Origin of the sequence: Psychromonas sp. Urea-02u-13, from assembly GCF_002835995.1 — a bacterium.
Lineage (GTDB): Bacteria > Pseudomonadota > Gammaproteobacteria > Enterobacterales > Psychromonadaceae > Psychromonas.
Genome location: NZ_PJBZ01000103.1, coordinates 1 through 19,712 on the forward strand (window position 1 = coordinate 1; position 19,712 = coordinate 19,712).

Annotated in this window: 22 protein-coding genes; 3 read left to right on the forward strand and 19 right to left on the reverse strand. The window is 38.9% G+C overall.

The annotated features are described in order from the left end of the window. Positions 1-243 precede the first annotated feature (243 nt). On the reverse strand, positions 244-1,152 hold the full coding sequence (locus CXF74_RS18545; RefSeq protein WP_101084014.1) for a LysR family transcriptional regulator: 909 nt from the start codon (positions 1,150-1,152) through the stop codon (positions 244-246). 230 nt (positions 1,153-1,382) lie between these two features. Here CXF74_RS18545 and CXF74_RS18550 point away from each other — a divergent pair, with 230 nt between their 5' ends. Next, positions 1,383-2,102 carry an SDR family oxidoreductase gene (locus CXF74_RS18550; protein WP_101084044.1) on the forward strand — a complete coding sequence of 240 codons (720 nt, stop codon included), beginning with the start codon at positions 1,383-1,385 and terminating at the stop codon, positions 2,100-2,102. Between the two features lie 100 nt (positions 2,103-2,202). Here the strand turns inward: CXF74_RS18550 and CXF74_RS18555 are convergent, their stop codons facing one another. The 15 genes from CXF74_RS18555 to CXF74_RS18625 all read right to left on the reverse strand — a co-directional run bounded on the left by CXF74_RS18555 (position 2,203) and on the right by CXF74_RS18625 (position 14,831). Then, entirely contained in the window at positions 2,203-3,675 is a 1,473-nt protein-coding gene (locus tag CXF74_RS18555; protein WP_232772585.1) for an FAD-dependent oxidoreductase, read from the reverse strand. 446 nt (positions 3,676-4,121) lie between these two features. Next, on the reverse strand, positions 4,122-5,153 hold the full coding sequence (locus tag CXF74_RS18560; protein WP_101084017.1) for an alpha/beta fold hydrolase: 1,032 nt from the start codon (positions 5,151-5,153) through the stop codon (positions 4,122-4,124). 338 nt (positions 5,154-5,491) lie between these two features. Next, positions 5,492-5,845 carry a DHCW motif cupin fold protein gene (locus tag CXF74_RS18565; RefSeq protein ID WP_101084019.1) on the reverse strand — a complete coding sequence of 118 codons (354 nt, stop codon included), beginning with the start codon at positions 5,843-5,845 and terminating at the stop codon, positions 5,492-5,494. A 102-nt stretch (positions 5,846-5,947) separates the two neighbouring features. Beyond that, entirely contained in the window at positions 5,948-6,226 is a 279-nt protein-coding gene (locus CXF74_RS18570) for a hypothetical protein (protein ID WP_101084020.1), read from the reverse strand. Between the two features lie 88 nt (positions 6,227-6,314). Next, the gene (locus tag CXF74_RS18575) at positions 6,315-6,692 is read right to left on the reverse strand and encodes a hypothetical protein (RefSeq protein ID WP_101084021.1); all 378 of its coding nucleotides are present in this window, start codon (positions 6,690-6,692) and stop codon (positions 6,315-6,317) included. A 378-nt stretch (positions 6,693-7,070) separates the two neighbouring features. Further along, entirely contained in the window at positions 7,071-7,334 is a 264-nt protein-coding gene (locus tag CXF74_RS18585) for a type II toxin-antitoxin system RelE family toxin (RefSeq protein ID WP_101084022.1), read from the reverse strand. Then, positions 7,321-7,554: a ribbon-helix-helix domain-containing protein gene (locus tag CXF74_RS18590; RefSeq protein WP_101084024.1), complete on the reverse strand. Its 234-nt coding sequence runs from the start codon at positions 7,552-7,554 to the stop codon at positions 7,321-7,323. Before CXF74_RS18590 ends, CXF74_RS18585 begins: the two co-directional genes overlap by 14 nt. 122 nt (positions 7,555-7,676) lie before the next feature. Beyond that, positions 7,677-7,925: a hypothetical protein gene (locus tag CXF74_RS18595; RefSeq protein ID WP_101084025.1), complete on the reverse strand. Its 249-nt coding sequence runs from the start codon at positions 7,923-7,925 to the stop codon at positions 7,677-7,679. Between the two features lie 145 nt (positions 7,926-8,070). After that, a complete protein-coding gene (locus CXF74_RS18600; protein WP_101084026.1) occupies positions 8,071-8,484 on the reverse strand; it encodes a GFA family protein in 414 nt (137 codons plus the stop codon). Between the two features lie 343 nt (positions 8,485-8,827). Beyond that, entirely contained in the window at positions 8,828-9,001 is a 174-nt protein-coding gene (locus tag CXF74_RS22035) for a hypothetical protein (protein WP_157822450.1), read from the reverse strand. A 234-nt stretch (positions 9,002-9,235) separates the two neighbouring features. Further along, positions 9,236-10,150, reverse strand: coding sequence for a hypothetical protein (locus CXF74_RS18605; protein WP_101084028.1), 915 nt, complete (start codon positions 10,148-10,150; stop codon positions 9,236-9,238). 75 nt (positions 10,151-10,225) lie between these two features. Next, positions 10,226-10,438: a hypothetical protein gene (locus CXF74_RS18610; RefSeq protein ID WP_101084029.1), complete on the reverse strand. Its 213-nt coding sequence runs from the start codon at positions 10,436-10,438 to the stop codon at positions 10,226-10,228. Positions 10,439-10,802: 364 nt separating this feature from the next. Continuing rightward, complete coding sequence (locus tag CXF74_RS18615) at positions 10,803-12,299, reverse strand: metallopeptidase TldD-related protein (protein ID WP_101084031.1); 1,497 nt, start codon at positions 12,297-12,299, stop codon at positions 10,803-10,805. 2 nt (positions 12,300-12,301) lie between these two features. Beyond that, positions 12,302-13,765 carry a TldD/PmbA family protein gene (locus tag CXF74_RS18620; RefSeq protein ID WP_101084033.1) on the reverse strand — a complete coding sequence of 488 codons (1,464 nt, stop codon included), beginning with the start codon at positions 13,763-13,765 and terminating at the stop codon, positions 12,302-12,304. 241 nt (positions 13,766-14,006) lie between these two features. After that, complete coding sequence (locus CXF74_RS18625; protein WP_101084034.1) at positions 14,007-14,831, reverse strand: Cof-type HAD-IIB family hydrolase; 825 nt, start codon at positions 14,829-14,831, stop codon at positions 14,007-14,009. 275 nt (positions 14,832-15,106) lie between these two features. Here CXF74_RS18625 and CXF74_RS18630 point away from each other — a divergent pair, with 275 nt between their 5' ends. After that, complete coding sequence (locus CXF74_RS18630; RefSeq protein WP_101084036.1) at positions 15,107-16,522, forward strand: DUF389 domain-containing protein; 1,416 nt, start codon at positions 15,107-15,109, stop codon at positions 16,520-16,522. 129 nt (positions 16,523-16,651) lie between these two features. Here the strand turns inward: CXF74_RS18630 and CXF74_RS18635 are convergent, their stop codons facing one another. Both CXF74_RS18635 and CXF74_RS18640 read right to left on the reverse strand, forming a co-directional pair. Continuing rightward, positions 16,652-17,197: a hypothetical protein gene (locus CXF74_RS18635; protein ID WP_101084038.1), complete on the reverse strand. Its 546-nt coding sequence runs from the start codon at positions 17,195-17,197 to the stop codon at positions 16,652-16,654. Between the two features lie 3 nt (positions 17,198-17,200). Further along, positions 17,201-17,446, reverse strand: a complete 246-nt coding sequence (locus CXF74_RS18640; RefSeq protein WP_101084040.1) for a hypothetical protein — start codon at positions 17,444-17,446, stop codon at positions 17,201-17,203. Between the two features lie 598 nt (positions 17,447-18,044). On the opposite strand from CXF74_RS18640, the gene CXF74_RS18645 reads away from it, so the two are divergent. Then, complete coding sequence (locus tag CXF74_RS18645) at positions 18,045-19,232, forward strand: hypothetical protein (protein ID WP_101084042.1); 1,188 nt, start codon at positions 18,045-18,047, stop codon at positions 19,230-19,232. A gap of 81 nt (positions 19,233-19,313) precedes the next feature. On the opposite strand, the gene CXF74_RS18650 is transcribed toward CXF74_RS18645, so the two are convergent. Next, positions 19,314-19,712 (reverse strand): endonuclease (locus tag CXF74_RS18650; RefSeq protein ID WP_198552917.1); only part of this gene is annotated, 399 nt, incomplete at its 5' end.

The following is a 19,712-nucleotide window of genomic DNA, read 5'->3' on the forward strand; positions in this document are numbered from 1 at the left end:
ATACAAACACAGTTGTCGTGGGTTTATTTACACTATATCGGGTTATATAGGCGTTTATCGTTACTTTATTGCTTTTATACGCAGGAAATAACGAATAAAGGTAAAATACCTCAAACAAAATAACTGTTTTTACATACAGTTATGTTGTATTTATTGTTATTTCCTCACTTATTGAGGCTAAAATAGCCGAGTATTAACCTTTAAAGCTTTTATTCTCCCACCTTAATTAAAAATGTCGCGACTTTAGCTGGTCTGTGTGTAGCGAGTAATATGACTGTTAACAAATTGTATAAATGTTTTTAATCGAGCGGGTTGATATTTGTCTTGCAGATAAACAAGGTAGAACGGGGATATTGGCGAATCCCAGTCTTTAAAAACTGGCAATAACTTCTGCTCATCGATCTCTTTAAAACAATACAAAAGCGGTAAACGTACGATGCCATTTCCGGCTAAGGCACTAAAAATCATTGAGCGACCATTTTTACATTTAAACGCGCCATCAACGCTCACCTCTATTTTTTTGTCTGGCGTTAGAATATTAAAATAGCGCCAATGATTTACCGTACCTGTAATACATTGATGATGCTTTAGATCGCTAGGATGGGTTAACTGCCCTTTTTGCTGTAAATATTGTGGGCTAGCGAGTGTGCATATCGGCATATCGATAAGCTTTTTAGCAATCAGGTTTGAGTCTTCTAACGCGCCCATCCTAAAAACAATATCAAACTCACCCGCAATCAGATCAACACGTCGACTACTAAAATCTAAGTTAATTCTGACCTCTGGATAAGCATTGATAAAATCATTGATCAAGGGCGTGATGATCTCTTCGCCAATAATACCGCCAACACAGTTAATGTTGATCACCCCTTTAACGGCAGAAGCACTATCAATAACTTGTTCTATTGCCTGATCAATGCCTTCTAATGATCGACTACATTGTTCAAAAAACACTTTCCCCTGCTCCGTTAAACGCTGCGTTCTGGTGGTGCGAATAATTAACTTTACGCCCAGTGACGACTCTAATTGTGTTAACTGTTTAGACAAATGCGAGCGTGAGCAAGAAAGCAATTCAGCGGCGGCCGTAAAACTTCCCGCTTTAGCAATTAAAACAAAAGCACGGATATCAGTAATATTGAGGTCTGCATTCATAGTGGGTCCATCTCATCGAAAGGAAATAGTTAATAGTTAATAGTTAATAGTTAATAGTTAAGAACATGCTAGCAGAAGTTTATATGTAAGCATACGTAAACAATGATTTAACTAATGCCGTATATATCAACAATAATCCTTTGCGTAAACTACAACACATCAAAGGAGCAACGCTTCTAAGTCTTACCTTTTAATTAACATGATATAAAGAGACCACTATGAAAAACACAATGAAAAAACTAGTTGTTATTACAGGCGCAAGTTCAGGTATTGGCCAAGCAATTGCAGAGCATTTCAGTCAATTGGATCACCCCTTACTGCTGGTGGCACGTCGCATTGAAAAGTTACAAGCATTAAACTTACCTAACGCACTTTGCGAACAAGTTGATGTGACGGACACTGGCGCATTATCTGCTGCGATAGCAAAAGCTGAAGCAATATATGGCCCAGTAGACTGCTTAGTTAACAATGCCGGTGTTATGTTGTTAGGACAAGTTGAAACTCAAGATGCCAATGAATGGAAATCAATGTTTGATGTTAATGTGATTGGTTTATTAAATGGCATGCAGTCTGTACTTGCGCCAATGAAAGCGCGTAACACTGGCACCATCATTAACATTAGCTCAGTAGCAGGACGTAAAACCTTTGGTAATCATGCGGCTTACTGCGGTACTAAATTTGCGGTACACGCCATTTCTGAAAATGTACGTGAAGAAGTTGCTGAAAGTGATGTACGTGTTATCACGATTGCCCCTGGCGCAGTGGAAACTGATTTGTTATCTCACACAACATCAGATGAGATTAAACAAGGTTATCAAGCCTGGAAAGACAGCATGGGTGGCGTTATTTGTCCGGATGACATTGCACGCACAGTGACCTTTGCTTATAGCCAGCCTCAAAACGTGTGTATCAGAGAGATTGTTGTTGCGCCTACAAGACAGCAACCTTAGAAGCTAATATCGAATAGATATAAAAGGAAAAGTTAAGGCCAAAAGGCTAACGTAAAACAGCGTTATTGGCCTTAACTTTTCCTCGATATATGTATCTATCCTAGTCTTCTTTTCTTAGTAAACAGCGTCCCCTTGGTTCATCACCTTCGTGAAGCACCACATCAGAATGGAGAAATTCAGCAGCCTCTGCTGATCCTTTCACTTTGGACGCACTACGTTGTAACATTTCTGACTCAAATTCTCTAAGTACACTTTCCCTAATGCCAACATCACGCCATTGCGATGAAACTCGACAGCCTTTTGCGACTGCTCTTGCTAATGATAATGCATCTAACAGCGCCTGATTCGCGCCTTGACCTTTAAAGGGGCTCATAGGATGAGCTGCATCACCGATCAAGGTAACCTGATTACCTCTCTCTAACAATTGCGATTCCAATAACGCCCGATCATAAACAGGATAACCCGATACTTGCGCTTCTAACGTTGCCATTAATATCTCAGGAATAGGCGTGTGCCATTGTGTTCGACGACAAGCTTCTTCTTTAAGCGCCAAAGAACCAAGTGCACTTAATGCTTTTGCGGCTTCTTCTTCCATGGGGAAGCTGAGTTGCCACATAACGGAGTCTGCATCATAAGGCATCATATAGATGCGCTCATGGCCATTGGCCGTTTGAAATACGGTCGCAGAATCTAATAAACTATGTTCAAGGCCATTAAGCGCGATCAAAGGACAAATACCTAAAATCACAATGCAACCTAAGTAACGTAAAGGACTAATGTCATCACCAATCAGTTGTTTACGCACTGAACTACGAATCCCATCCGCGCCGACAATCAGGTCTGCTTTAGCCTGCTGTATCTCTCCGTTCACTTGAAAACGAAGATCAACGCCACTCTCGGTACATTCTTTAAAGTCCAATAACTGATGATTCCATTTTATCCGACTTTGACCACTACTTTGGCTACTATCCTGTTCACCGAGTTGTTCAAGCAACGCGAGGCGTAAAGACTGTCGTGCAATATGGATATTTGTACGCTTAGAATCACTTATATCATCGCTATCCAACCACTTTCTAACACCCCATTCGCCGATCTCTTTACCTTCAGTGGTATGCACCACATGCCTTGTTGAAATTAACCCATCGGTTAATGAGGCAATACCTAATCCCTGAATCGCTCGACTCGCTTGTTGCAAAGTCAGCCCATAACCTTGAGAGCGTGCATCAAAATTACTATCGCGTTCATAAAGCGTAAAAGGAATACCACGGTGTAAACAAGCAATAGCGAGTGCTACGCCACCAATGCCACCACCAATAATGGCAATATGGGGAAGATTTTCATTATCTGCGATGACAGCACTCTCACAATGAACCACGCCAGCCCCATGGCAATTCAAACAATCATACAAATGACCTTTAGGACGAACAGGCGCCAGCCCTTCACCATTCGTATTTTCAAATTTTTCTAATGCTCTTTGGTAGTTAAGGCGCACTTTTTTACGAAGCCTTTTGGTTTTCTGACCTCGTCCCTGACATTCAAGACAAATAGTCCAGTTAAGCGCTTCATTCTTCAACGTATTCATTCCTTAATAGTATGCAGAGATTCACTTTGCCTTTATTTACTTTACCTCTAGGCGAGGCATCTTAACTGATGCCACTTATGTAAGGCTATTAGTAAAAAGGGATTATGTGGATTATTGAAATATAACTTGAGGGGAATCAACTCAAATGAGACAGGCCGTCAAACATATCGATGTTTTAACGCTCGTATTCTCTACTGAATGGGTTGTAGGGAATTATAAATGGGGAATAGTCTAATTCAATTGGCGTTAGAACAGTGTCATGTGCAGAATGGGGAATAGTCTAATTCAATTGACGTTAGAACAGTGTCATGTGCAGTTGGAAAGTGTTAAAGATTGAGCCTTTTAAGCAGAAAGACTAGCGCCTGCGAAGCGTTAAACTCGTTACGATAGAAAAATGCTGTTTTCCGTTTAAGTAACGAGTTAGGTTTTCTACCTGACTACTCAAGCGTTTTTTGTAACCAGGGCCCAATAAGATCAGATCCATTCAAAATGATTGAAAAATGGTTAGCATTATCAATCATTTCAATTTCCTTTTTTGCTTTGGTCGCGCTGTTATCTTGTGCAAACATAATGACTTTTAAGGGATCAAAGGCCTCATCTTGCTTGCCTATCCATAACCCAAATTTTTCCACATCAGAAAATTGAGACTCAGGTGAATGAGGCGTAACAGCATTTGCCATATTAACCGTATTAAACGGCACAATTTCAGGGTTCGCTTTTAACACGGCATCCGGGAAATTGAACTTAACGGCCTTTGAATGACCTAAGAGCAAACCACCACTCAGGGTATTAATGACAAAGTCTGATACGGTGACGCTAGAAAACTCAACCTCAGAATCGCCCTCATCATAGTTAGTCTTTGAACGATAACCAAAATAGGGAGCTAGAAATGCATAACCCTCAATTTCTGCTTTTTCATCCCAACTAGAATAGTTAAGCGCCAAACCCGCACCCGCCGAGTGTCCACCAATAAAAATAGGCAGATCAGGATAGGTATCACGCGCGGTATTCACCATTGTATTAATGTCAGACCATACCTGTTCAACATTAGGAGCATCTCCACGCTCTCCTCCAGAAGCCCCGTGGCCACGAATATCGGGCATATAAACAGCGATATCAAAATCATTACGTAAACCCGTGCCAATGTGATGATAACTCAGCCCACTATGAGCACCACCACCATGGTAAAAAATGAGAATCGCTTGTGCCTGTTCAGGAAGGTAAGCCCGATATGCTAAAGACACATCATCAGTTGCTTGCATCACGCTAATAGGTTGTAACAAGCTTTCAGAAGCATTTTTTAACCCAGATTTTTTTAACTCTGCTCTTTTTATCTCAGCTTGTTTTAACTCAGTAAGGGAGAAAAAGTTCTTTGATTGTTCATCTGCTACATTGTTTGGCTCTTGTTTTGCGCAAGAAGCGATGGGTAAAACCAATGTAAAACATATAATTATAGATTTAAAACGCATAATTCATCCCTAATTTAAGTTAATCCCAGTGCCTAACACCACGTTGCTTTCCTGCTCTAAAGAGAGTTACCACGAAAGTAATAACCCATTGTAGTACGTTAGTTTTTCAAGCAGAGACGTAACATATATATCAACAATATAACATGAGAAAAGGCGTGAATAAACAGAGCTAAGGGTTCATTGGCTTAAATTCTGACAAAACAGCATTCAAAAACTCGTCAGGCAGTGTAAGGAAGGTAATATGGATATAGGGGAACATGCACAGCTTGTTATACGTAAAGAACCGTTGGCTATCGTCGTATTACAATACCCAACGGTTCTTTACGTTTAAGCCCAAGTTAGGTATTTGACTGTAAAAATTGACCATCAATTATCAGCAACTTAACACCACTTTCAGTGAGTGAACGATGAGAGCTCAGATCGTCTGAAACAATATATGACATACCCGAACGTAGAATTGATTTATCACCATTTTTCAATTCGTTGACCACTTCACCTTCTAAGCAGTAAACAATGTGCCCTTTTTCACACCAATGATCTGCTTTATAGTTTGCAGAATACTCAACAAGCCTCACTCTCAAAGACCCGAATTGAAGTGTTTGCCAGTAAGCGACGCCCGTTTCTCCCTTGTGCTCTGTTCGTGGAACACCTTCCCAATCTATAGTTTGAAAAGGGATACTTGGATTTTCCATGGTGACTCCTTTAGATAATGGCTAGCACCCGCTAAAAGAATTAACCATTTTGTTAATTAAGCGGAATAGCACCAACTGTTTTTGTACTGACGAGAGACAGTATTATTTAGTGTTGTCCTGCGTAGACTCAAAATACTTTATCAAAAGTAATTCTTGTTTCAGGCCATGCCAGTTGCTAAATATGTTTCGTAAATACAGACCCGCTAAAGTGCCACTAAAAGCGCCAACAGTACCAATTTGCTGCGCATCTGAGGCGAGATAAACGATTAAGAAAAGGAGCACAGCAACAAAGGTTATATGTACCCATCTTTTCCACTTCCAATTATCTACACTTTTCTGGGCTTTGTTCAGCGTATTGATTTCTACTTGTTCGAGTTGCATACAAATCCTATTTGTAAATGAGAACATATAACGCCCACATTAAGTGGACTAAAATACTTTGTAGCACTTCTAACTTGAAACTAAGTGGCTAGTATTCGATTAAGCCCTGCTTTTTAAGCTCGGAGGTAATAACCCCTTTTGTACGACCATGTATTTCAGATAATTCTACGATTGAAACTTCCGATTTATATTTTTCAACAAGTTCTTCTTTTTCATTAACAGCCCACGGAAGTCCCGCATTCTTAGGCAAACCATTTTCAATATTCTCAGCCTGCTTTTCTTCTGTGGTTTTCTTTGGCAATTTGGCTTTGTTAGTTGGATTTTTCAATTCATTAAGAATTACGAATAAAGATCTGATTACTTCAGGTTGATTATATGGGGATTGGTCATCCAAAACTTCACCAGTGACTGGATCTACTCCATTAGCTAGAGCTTCTAATACCTTTATTTCTTTCTCTAATTTCATGATAACTCCGACATTCAGATAAATTTACATGCCATTTAACGCCTACATTAAGCGGACTAAAATTGCTTGTTGAACGAAGCCGCTATGCAGCAGAAAAAACAAAGTCCCATACTCTCTAGTACCCCCTCATTCTGAGGTCTCCACTGGATAACTATTATGGAAAAATACCATCAACAGCATTTCGATTTCCTTTATCGTCAACATCTTACCAACTTAACCTTACAAGGGAAGCGACCTTCCGCTATCGATGCCTATTCCCGTGCTGTGTGTCGTATTACCGCCTACTTTGACCGGTGCCCTGACATTAACGACACAAGATTTAAAACAGTTGTCCAACCCCCAGATAGGTGTCGGCTGCGCGACACCTATCCTTATTTGTTAGTTGTTTTTATATACGTTTGAACGATGGGCAACTTTGATGACGTTCACAATTAAAACCTCATCTCTGATCTCATAGACAATACGATATGACCCTTGACGTACTCTGTAATTTTCTTGAGCTGATAACTTTATACAACCTTCAGCTCTTGGATTCTCTGCCAAAGACTCTATACAAGTTAGGATTTTTGGAACATCTTTTTTCGGAATGCTTCGCAAATCCTTGCTGACTGACTTTTTGAAAGTTAATTTATATTTGGCCATGTTTCTTCAAGTCGTTGAGCAATTCTTCATAGCTTACTTCTTCTTCAGAAGCTCGATTTGAAACAGCTTTCAAATCTTCTTGGTCTTCACACATTAAAAGACGAACAGCTTCGTCAATTAATTCTGATACTGATACATGTGTAGAAGCAGCACGCATCTTCAATGCTTGGTGGATATGCGGTTCAAAATAAACAGTTGAACGTTTCGATAATGCACTCATAATAATATTCCTCATTTAGCTTAATAAATATTATAGCACCATAACGTTATAACGCTAAAATTAATCGAGAACGATAAACAACCGCTATCATTCTGTATAAGCGACTTGTTATAAGTTGAACTTTAGCCCTCAAAGTCTGATAATAATTCGAGAACTTTAGCACAATCCTCATTCTTAAAATTAATCGAAACTTTTTTATCTGGGTGGCTAAAACTATCAAGTTCTAACTTACTATTGCTACATACTTTATTTACTGCCACAACAATTTCACTTAACGGCTGATCAAACATTGAGACTGTAATTGTTTCACGATCGGCGCCTGATGCCTGAAAACTAGCCGCTAATATTACTAAACCAAAAATCTTATTCATAATAACTTCCCTTTTATAGTAAATAATTAAATCGTAGATAAAAATGATAAATATATAACACTTTGCTAAGCGCTAAGTACAATTTGCCAAAAACCGCGGAGCGCGAGCAAACTGTACGTGTCTGTTTGAGCAACTTATCAGCTGTTTACTCTCCACTTTCAAAATGGGCAAAAACTTCCGCACCAGTCATATTTTGTGTTTCATTCTTAAACTCGTAATATTCTGGCTTTTCATCAATGAATATTTGATGAGTTAACTTGTAGTCATCCCCCGACATCAATAACCCAACTGGAAGGTGATACTGATTACTTGGCACTAAAAAATAAAATAAATGTGTGCCGCATTTAGCGCAGAAACCTCTTTCTGCCCACTCTGATGACTGATACCTAACAACATTTGACTCTCCTGATATTTTAACTGAATCAGCGCAATCAATGGCTAACATTGGGCCACCAGACCAATTTCTACACATACTACAATGACAGGCAGCTAATTCGTTACTGGCATACTCGACTTCCAACTTAACAGAGCCACATAGACACTTTCCTTTACCTTTCATAAGTCCTCCTATCTTTGTAATGTGTGTGAAACTTAATATCAGCTAACTAGGTTGCAGAACAACTCATTCCCAGCCCACTTTAGTTAAATTAAAACCACGATAATTCACATATATTTGACATTCAATAGATTATTCTGTTTTTAATCATTGATTGATTAAATTGAGTGATAAACCGATTTTTTGAGGCGTGTACGTCGATTATTTGTTGCGAAATAATAAAAAACGAAAGCAAAAAGAACAAAACTGGACATCCCAATCTTTTACCACTCTGCAATAATCTCAAGCGCGGCCTCTTGTTGAATATTTGATGTTAATTCGCGTTGTTTCCAGCGCACGACAAGTGTCAAAGCGGATATATTTTACTCCAAGGTGTGTAAATATCTTCATTAGAACAAGCCGCTAACGCCTCTTCATTGGCATGTAAAACAAACTGATAGTAATTCGACATGATGGCATAGGCATAAGCACAGACATCAATTGAAAACACATTGGTCAAAAATCGAATTATATCGACCATCCATTGGCGGCGATGTTCAAAGCTTTGGCCTGTGTATTTATCATCAGCACATAAAAATGCTCGTCGTACACAACGAGAAATACAATGGGATTTTAAGGAATAGCAGAAAGTGAAATTAATGTGTCGCGAGATTGAGTCATCATGCCTCGAATAGTTAATCTATGGTCATTAAACAACCATAGATTAACTCTGGAATACAGTCAAAAAGGCTGGGATGTCCCCGCTTGTTTTGTTTTAAATACTACGCATGTGTTTTTTTATATCACTAGCAATTTTCAATACGATATCTTCAAAACCACTTTCCATAACTTCAATATTTTGTAATGAATTAGTTTCAGCCCACTTCATAGTATCACTAGGATATGGGTCAACAATCACAACTTTGCCTTTGCAAGAAGAGATACAGTCCCAAATATGATTATCGTGTTCAACATATTTGACACCAATGACAAAAATTAGGTTTGAATTACTTATAGCTTCTACATATTTCTTTTGTATATTATTAATAAGTTCGTTATTGACGACTATTCTCTTACCTTTTTGATAGAGAGCTAGCACAGGGCTCAAATCACTGTTTCTAAGGTCTTTAGTCCATTTAATAATTTCATCATGACTTTCGACAGCTTTTGTTTCTAAGCCTTCGAAATAGGAACCGCAACCTTTAAAGACGTTGCCGGACACGTTAAACCCTGCAGGCAATTGTGGTAAAAAGTTTGAAGACCCATGAGGCTTTAACAGAGAAACACCTTGCCCCGTCGCATTGTAATCAATATGGAGCCCATGGTGTGACAAAGCTTGCTCAATTAATAAATCATAGTTTAGAGTAACTATTGTCATTTTAGAAAGCTCACTCCTTAACCTATTAAATAGACGAGTATAAGCATTATCATTTTTTACTGAAAACTTAGATAGGTAACAAGCCATCTCCTTTTGCATCGGAGTAATATTCCTACTATCATCCTCTATACTTGCCATGCCAGCTTCAAAACCATAATCGATAAATTGGGATTTTACTTCTTCATTCAGTTTCGAAAAATTACCGCCTTGTTCGTTTAATTTGTGAAATAAATCATTTCCCAGTGGGGGATTATACGGAGTGCAACTGCCTGACCCAAAACTTGCACCAGCTCCAAATAAAATAGTTACCATTACATCTCCATAAATTAAGTTAATGCGCTTAACGCCTCGCTTAACGCCTCGTTAAACGACTTGTTAGTTGTGTTGCTACTCAACACTCTGATTTAAAAGACCATTTTCTGCCAAAGCTCGGATTGTCATTGTATGCTGATCTTGAGCAGCTGCTTGTATAAAAGCAGCAATGATAGTTGCTCTAGCTTCTTCGGAAACAGGAATATGTTCAGTTGCTGTTATCGCCTGGCGTAACCAAGCTTCAGCTGTTTCCCCAGCTTGTTCCATTAACGTTTCTGCACTAACCATCTTATTCTCCAATGTTAATAATTACGTAAAAAACACAACTAACAGCATATTAGATTGAATAAACCTTTAATCGTGCAAAGATATAGTTCAATTCAATATAAAATTCTTTGATGATTAAGATACAACAAATGAATTTATTATCAAAGTGTTAGCTATATAATTTTCGATAGATATTGATAAAAATACAAAACATTTTATTTTTTAATAAAATAGTCCGTATAAACGGTGAATATATAGAAAGTTCGTCACTACCCTCCCCCATTTACGAGCTCTATTTCCACTGACAATATTTGCTTTGATAGTCATCCTCAAGTTAGCTGAGAATGACTTATCCCTTAAAATAAACAATGCCCTGTAAATTTAGTTATCCGTTTTGTTTATTTGAACCGGTTATTTTGACCTTATTCACTTTCACAAAGAGTGGGCAGGCAATACTTGCGGCGTTACGCATTCCGTAGGTATTTGACGTATTAATATGTGTCAAGGTGCTCGATAACCACTCTATATTGTTAAACGTATTATGGTAAGAATCATTAATACGTTGGTTATAGAGATGCGCTTTAATGGCACCTTGTTCAATCAAAAAAGTGCCAAAACGACTCGTTCCCGTAAACTCGCCTTTTGCTGCATTGGTAAAGTTCATGTAATGAATGTAGGGAATAAATAACGTGGGTTTGACACAACTTTTTACCATTTCGTCAAACGTAGCAGGCCCTGTACCTGTTTGTACTTTCATTCCCGCGACATTTGCATCGTTATTGAGTGCCACATTAAAACGATCACAATCTTCTTTTTCACTGTAGAAGAGGTTATTTAAGACACCTTCACTAATCAGTGGAAAATGAGGACGCTTAATGCCATTACGACCGACGGGACGGTTGAATAAAATGTCAGTATCTTCAGGATCATCAACAATAGAAAGCTTGTCAGAAAACAGTTTATTGCCAACTTTATGTTTGTCTTTTTGAAGCATGCCCATGCCATATTCATAGCTTTCGCCATACAATGTGAGATAGCCCATATAGTTAGTGAGATCGGCAAACGCATCGGCATAGAAGATGACATCGTACTCGCCAGGTGTTATCTCTTGTCGTGGGGTTTGTGTTTTAATTTGGTACATTTTAGCCAAATGTTTAATCAATTTTTCACTGTCAAACTGATTAAGCGCATGGCCTACATCGGAAACTCGTAGCTCTTTTTTATCGTGATCTAATAATTGTAAAACCATCTCTACATTATAATCACTGCCTTCATAGCTTAGCGCTTTTTCTACCAGTGTATTTATCACGGCATAACGTTGAATGCCCGCTGAAAAAGCGCCAGATATCTCAACATTTTCATTTTTAAAATATTCAGCGCACTGTTTGAATAGATCCACTAAGCGTTTCGAATCGAGATTCGCGAGTGCGGGATCAACCTTACACTTGTCTAAGCCATTAGTTAGCGTTTTGTCAGTAGTCGAATCAACATGATTATCTAAAGTAGCTTGTGCAATCGGCATCATAGGACGGCGATGTGCAACCTCTGGCATAAATACTAACTTTTCATTTAGTGATAAAACAAACGTTTTCAGCTTATCTAATTCATCGATCTGTGCTGTCGTACTGCCCGCTACTTTTTGTTTACCTTGTTGTAACTCGATGAAATACTTTTCACCTTGTTCTGACACGTTAAGCGAAATTTGGCTGCGTCCACAACGTACCATATGCGAGGTTTCTTGCTCATAAGCCACAGAGCCTGTAATACCTTGCGCTTGCATAAATTGGTTGATTTGCTCAAGCTGCATTTTTACCGATTGCATTGTCGATTTTTTTGCTGCTGAACGAATCACTTTATCTTGTGCTTTATCTTGTGTTTGCATGCTTATTTCCCTACTTGAACATTGCTAAAACGACAAGCGGGCACGCCGTGTGCTAATCGCATGATTTGATTTGGCTGGCCTTTGCCACAATGGAACACAGGTTGTAGTTCCCATGTGCTTTGGTTGCCCACCATATCGAGTGAACGCCAAAAAGGTAAACTGTCGCCACTATAGGTCGCATTACGCACCATATTGGTGATTTTTCCGTCTTTAATTTTCCACGCGATTTCTGTCGCAAAATGGAAGTTTTCACGGTTTGAGCCAATTGACCAAGAGCGCGGTGATTCCATCAATAGCCCATTTTTTGTGGCTGCAATAATGTCTTGTAAAGACCCATCTTGGCCGGCATCAACGTTGATATTATTCATGCGTTCAATGGGTAAGTTACTGTAATTTTGCGATCGACTTGTTGCACCTGATGCCGTAAAAATGACCTTGCCTGCTTTATCGTTTGCTTCCATGATCATTTGTCGAGAGGTGATGGCGTCTTGTAATCTGCCCTTTTCGATTAAGGTCACATTACGGGCTTTTACACCATCATCATCAAAACCGATAGAGCCCGGCGAATTTTGTACGGTGCCATCGGCGCGTGCGGTTAGTTTTTCACTGCCAAATTGTAACTGTCCAAAATCTTCAAGTTCTACGTGCGAACCACCAGCATAAGAAAGTTCATAACCTAAAATACGGTCAAGTTCTAATGCATGGCCGATGGTCTCATGTGTTTGTAGCGCCATCATTTCTGGCAATAAAATCACATCACAGATTTCTTTTTCACAAACAGGGGCATCTAGCAGTGCGAGCAATTCAGTTTGAATACGTAAGGTATGATCAAATTGTTGATCGTTAATGATATTTTCCCAACCCGTCGTGCCATTGGCGTTTTGAGGCATATTAAAAGTACGACGTTGTTTATGACCCTCTTTATCGGTGGCATACGCGAAATAACCGGCATCAATTTCAATTAGTTGACGTTTTATTTCACTGCCATCACTGTCGACATATAAAATATGACGTTTGTAAAAATGACAATAAAGACCTGAATATTCAAATTTTTCATGCTGCAGTTGTTTATCGAGTTGCTGTAAACGCGCTATTTTATCTGCCGTAGACACGCTAAAAGGGTCAATTTCACAGGGGGAGTGATAGCTGTCTATGAGGGTTTCTTTCTCGGCAAGGTTAATTGATTGCTTAATAAAATCGCTTGCTGATTGTGCTTTTTCAATGGCAATTTCGCCTGTCGCGATCATCGCATCGAATGACATAATTTCACTTGATGAAAAACCCCATGCGCCATTCACTAACACACGGATTCCATAACCTTGTTTACTATTGAGTTGGTAGTCCTCAATATCACCGTTCATGGTTGAAATTCGCTCTTCTTCATCAACTTCATGAATGCGAATGTCAGCGTAATCTGCGCCTTTTGTTTTAAGGTAAGTGATGAGTTTTTTTGCTTTGTCTAACATGATGTTATCAATCCTTATTCGTTTTTTATCACCCTAACACGAGAATGGGGAAATCGCTTTGTTGTTACAAGTATTTACTGACACAGGGGGTTAATGAGTTGGTGCATTAGCAATATGCGAAGGGAGTGGCTTAAAGGGATAACTTACTAGTGAAGAAAGTGAAGAATAGGCACTTTAAATCGTTATTATAATTGATTTAAAGCGCCCTCGTAATTTGCAGATAGCTATTAGGATTATGCGATTAAGCCGGTGATAACTGTGCTTTTAACGCTTTTTCTTCAATCGCAACCGCAACACCATCGTCTACATTACTTTTGGTGATGTAATGCGCTAAGGCTTTAGTGGCAGGATCTGCATTTTCCATCGCAACCGCTAATCCAGCAAATATCAACATGGCATGATCATTTTCTGCATCACCAACACACATGATTTCATCAGCGGTAATATTCATTACGCGACTCAGCTTTTCAATCGCAATGCCTTTATTGCTCGTTGGGTGTAACAGTTCTAAGAAAAACGGTGCACTTTGTACAACGGTATATTGCTCTCTTAAATGTGCAGGAAGGTTTTTAATCGCAGGCGTTAAGTCTTTTTCATCTGCCACTAACATCACTTTAATAATATCTTCATTATCGTCAAGTTGCGTGAAATCCACTTGTGTCGCTTGCATACCATTTAACGTCGCTTCGATATCGGTCCAGGTATTATTCTGATGGGTAATAAGCCCTTGTTTCACTGAAAATGCGTGGATATAAACACCAAGTTGCTGCGAAACCTCAAAAATAGCTTTTGCATCGCTGCCTTTTAAGCTGGTTTTATGCAGCACTTCACCATTGCCAACACGCTGAACGAGAGAGCCATTATATGAAACAACAAAATCATCATCGCCAGTTAATCCTAAGTGTTCAAGGTGTGACTGCAAACCTTGTAGCGGACGACCCGAGGCTAAAACAACTTTGATTCCCGCCGTTTTTGCAGCTTGAATCGCTTGGTAGTTACGTTCTGAGATACATTTTTCGTTATTTAAAAGTGTGCCATCCATATCCAGCGCGATCAGTTTTATCATAATTTACAACCTATAAAGAGACAGTATTGCTATGACTGAGAAGTCAATTTTGCGATTATTTTTAGAAGCCCTAGTTTATAGATTTTTCTTTTTTAGGATAGTGTTTAGATCAAAACACTTGGCGCTTACTCGAGAGGCAAAAAGAAAGATGCCCCTTAACAATCGTCCCGATTAGTGACGATATGCGCACAAGCTATTAAAATAACTGATGAAATATTGCCTCAATCATAATACGCCTCATACTGTACTTATATTTTAAGCATACGAGAGAACCTATGGCGGATAGTTTTTTACTTTTTGATAACCAAACCAAAGAGCAGATTAGTGACAAAGTATTACCTTTATTTGACGATAAGGTTTTTCCTAAAGCATGGGAAAGTGATTCGCCGGCACAATTTCATGCTGAAAGCCGCGTTTATGCTTATATCAGTGATGAGAATGCGCCAGCGGTTATCGAGGCGGCGATTCTCGGTGGTTGGTTTTTAGCGATTCTTCCCCATGCTGATGCGCGTTTTGCCAACCGTGGTTTTTGTATCGAAAGTAACCTGCAAAAAGCCATTCAAGCAGTGCAAACCGTCAACCCACAAAAAGTAGATGTACTGCGTTGTAATAACCAATTGGTATTGAGCTGTGTTGTGCTCGGAGAGTGTTTTAATTTATTGCCTAGCGCGCAGAGCTTAAATTGGCGAGAACGCATAAAATTCGCTGTTAATAACATGATTAATGTACGTACTATTCGTCCGCAAAAAATGCATTTTGCAACCGAGAATGAAAATATTTTTAGTACGGCGGCAATTGGTTTGGTGATCGTTGAACATGCACACGGCTCTTCGTTATCAAGAAACATATTACCCGAGACACATATTAATGATGGTATGTGTCACTCGATGATTATTGCCCCGCGCAGTGTGATGGAGATGTTGCGATTTTTTGTTATGTCGCCCCTACGACAAACACTTAATCTGCCTAATTTTCTGGGATTATTAAAAACAAAATCATTTACTGTGAGTAATGGTGAACCATTATCTTACAAGATTGATGGACAATATTATCAAGCAGAACAATTAGTCGTTGAAACACAATCGCGTGTTTTGAACCTGTTAGTGAGTGAGGCGCTTGCCATCACTGAAACCTCGCCAAGTCACAAAGAACAACGCAAAGTCACACGCTTACCCGCTGGTGAAGCCATTACTGCAATGGTCAGCAAAGAGTTGCCTTTTATCGCGCATGCGGCCACGGAAGAGTTTAAAGGCCTTTATCAACTGTTGCGTGAAAACGCCACAACCTCTCCTGCATTTTTAACCTTGATGGTATTGTCGACGTTATTAGCCAGTATCGGCCTCTTTGCAAACTCTGCGCCGGTGATTATAGGCGCGATGATTTTAGCCCCGTTAATGGCGCCGATTATTTCACTTTCCATGGCGCTAGCACGACAAGACAGCAATTTATTAACTGCAAGTATCAAAACCCTACTCACCGGGTTATTTTTGTCTTTAGGGTTCGCAGCTTGCGCAAGCTTTATTATGCCAATGGAAACAGTCACCTCCGAAATTGCAGCGCGATTAAGTCCTAGTTTATTAGATTTAGCGGTGGCTGTTATTTCGGGTATCGCGGGTGCCTATGCCCATGCTCGTATTGAAGCGGCTAAAAGTATGGCCGGTGTTGCCATCGCTGTGACCAAAGTTGTGTAGGTGTACTTGTGTGCTAAATTGAGGAATGTTACGAGTTATGCACAGCAAAACTCTTCAAATGATAAAGGATTGCCTGTTATTAAATTAACTGGCTTAAGTTTGAGATATTGCTTTAGTAGTTCTTTCATATTAAGTGAAGCAAGCAGAAAGGTACAAACTGTTAATGCCACCAACTACAGCCGTAAGGTTTTCCCCCTCAAGGTTAAGATGCACACAAGTACCCTCTTCTGTTTCATAGGCATGACTATTCCATCCGTAATTGTCACCAGTTGATGCACTCATTTTACCGCTGTAACCTAAGCCATTAGCAGTTGCACAAATCTCTGTAAATCGTTCTGCTATCTCTTCTATGGTTTCGCTTATCGCTTCATAAAGAACAGCATCTACAATGCCCTGCGCTTCAATCATTACAGCGTCACGTGAAGAAGTGATACCAGTAAAGTCTAAGCACTCAGCATCGTAAGTATTACCAATTTCACCGTAAACAATCTCAATAGCTTCATGATTGTAAATCACCTCATAATGTACGCTTTGAGCTTCTACCTGTTCACGTAATAATTCGCTGATATCGTCTTTATCCATATCAGCAGTGATAGCCAAAACAGGCAGGTTAAGCGCCTCAGCGACCTTGTGAGCGATTGATGATTTGATGCAGTTTACGGTTAATGTTGTCACGGTTTATACCTCTTTCTTAATGATGCGGATCATTGCGCTGTACTTTTCTATCAATGCCTGTTCGTTAGCTAACTCAGTGCAGTAACGGCTATCAATGTTTGCTTGCTTACACTGCTTAAGGATTGCGGAATGGTTATTCATTGCCATCTCTTCACTAGCTTCAAGATCTGCAAGCAATTCAATTAGGTCTGCTTGTACCGCTTCATTATCCGCTTGCTTATACTGGCCAGTTGTTAATGTTGTATTCATTGTCTTACCCTTGTTGTTAGTGGCTTTGTTTAAGAGGTGCATGATATAGGAATGATTAATGATGTACACATATTGTGTACACTACAGTTAGATCTTAAGGGTATATGAATAGATCGTTTAGTTATAAGTAACAGAGTCTTACGTATAGATGGTGAAATTTTTGCAGAGGTTTGTGAGTGTGTGTGGTGTGGGTAGCGCTAGAAGTTTGAGAGTGGCCGTAGGTGGGGGGGGTGGTCGGTTACTGTGGCGCATATATAGTGATATTACACTCATACTAAGATGAGGAAAAAAGTTGTACTGCAAAATATAATAGCTGAGAGAAAAGTCTTTTATAGGAAAAGGTAAAAGTCGGTTTCTATATAAAAAATTTGAGATATTTCCCCTATAGAAAATAATGCACAGGTGCGTACCATACAGGCTTAATTAACCGTAAATAATATAGCCGAGGTGCTTAAACCACTGTTAACACATCAAATGTTTAAGTTTTTATTAATCAATACCAATTCAGACGTACTAACGTAAACATCAAATAGGTTGCTGTTTTAACCCATAGAAGTAAAATAGATACACTGTAACCGATACGTATATGGACTAAATTGTGTTTTATATTAAAGCTTTTATTGCTGGGATTGTAGGGACTCTAATTGGAGGATTGATTCTAGGTTTTCTTGTAGACCTTATCTTCACTAATTGGGTGGCATCTGGTTCAGCAAAATTCGGCAATTGGGCTGCGTGGACAGGAGCCTTCTTTACTTTATTTGCAGCTATCGCAGCAGGTATAGCTGCAAGAGGAGCATTAAAAACTCTGTCATTCATGAGAATACAGCATGCAGATCTAGCTACAGAAAACACAAATAGGTTTGAACATGAAAAGAATGTCTGGAAAGAGCAAAAAGAGATGCTATTTTTCCAAAAGCATAGAGAGCATAAGCAGCAGTTTTACAACACCCTAAATGATTTACAGAAAGAGCATTCAATTAGTTTTTATAATCGCTCTAATCTATATTCCAGCATTTACCCTAAAAATAGATTTGATCATTGTGATTATGAAGTAGACCTAAATGACGATGGCGCACTTGGACACAAAAACCTCCACTACCTATTTAATGATATATCGGAGTCACTATCTAAGTTCGTTAATTTCTCAGGTATCAAGTTACAAAAGCACATTGAAGATCATCTTAATAAACTACTTCGTTTTTCATCTTTACTACACATTAATTTTAACGATGATAATAAAACCGGTGACCTATATTGGAATGTTGATCAGCTTAATAGTAAAGTGTATATATTAAATATCTTTGATTCACTTAAAAGCACTATTGTTATGCAAAATGTATTTTTTGAGATGCTTAGCTTTTCTGGAAATGAACTACCTGCGAATATCAATCATCAAAGAACGAATGTTTATCAAAAATCTTTGTCTAGTTTCTTTTACACACCTCATTACAGAAGCTCTTATATACCTAACAAACAAGAAGTAAATACTTTCTTGAAGGAATTAATTAGTTTCTCTGATGTTATTAGTTCTTCGGATATATATCGACAAAGCAATCACTTATGGATGCATCATTGCCATGTAGAATTGTTTTTCTACAATCCCAAAAACAAAGATGTTTCTCTGGAAAACTGTGATGTATTGGTGAAGTTATTTGAAAAAAGAATAAGTGCAATAACTCTATTTCATGGGGAAAAAAATGGGCTAAATTTACCCCTACAACATCACCTATTTGCTACTGAAGTACAGCTAAAAAATTTGGTGTCTAGACATTCAGCAAGATTGTAATTTTCTATATATTGCTGAATAGCCCTCCAGTTTAACCACATATTTATAACTCAAAAAAAAAGATCTGCGTTGTAAGGCAGATCATCTACACCTGCTGTTAACTATTTTATTAGGGTTACCTTGAACAGCTTCAATCTTTTTACTACGCTGACATTCCCATTTACTAACTGGGTACATCTTGTCCCAAGCATTCATTAACTGTTTTTGTGACTTGCTCATGCTGTAGCGAGAATACGTTTGATCCATGTATAAATATGTACGAGCTATGCGCCCTCTAGCTCCCACGGGAGGCTCTGCCTTACGATCATTGATCTTCATAGGACAACTGCCAAACATGCTTGATTCACTCGGTAGCATCTGGAAATTGTAATTACTACGCATAGCATTCACAGATCCAATAGCAGGGAATAGATTGTGCATATCAGCTTGCATATAACGATATTCTTTATTCGCCTTGTTAGCGCACTTCCTGCCTTTGTA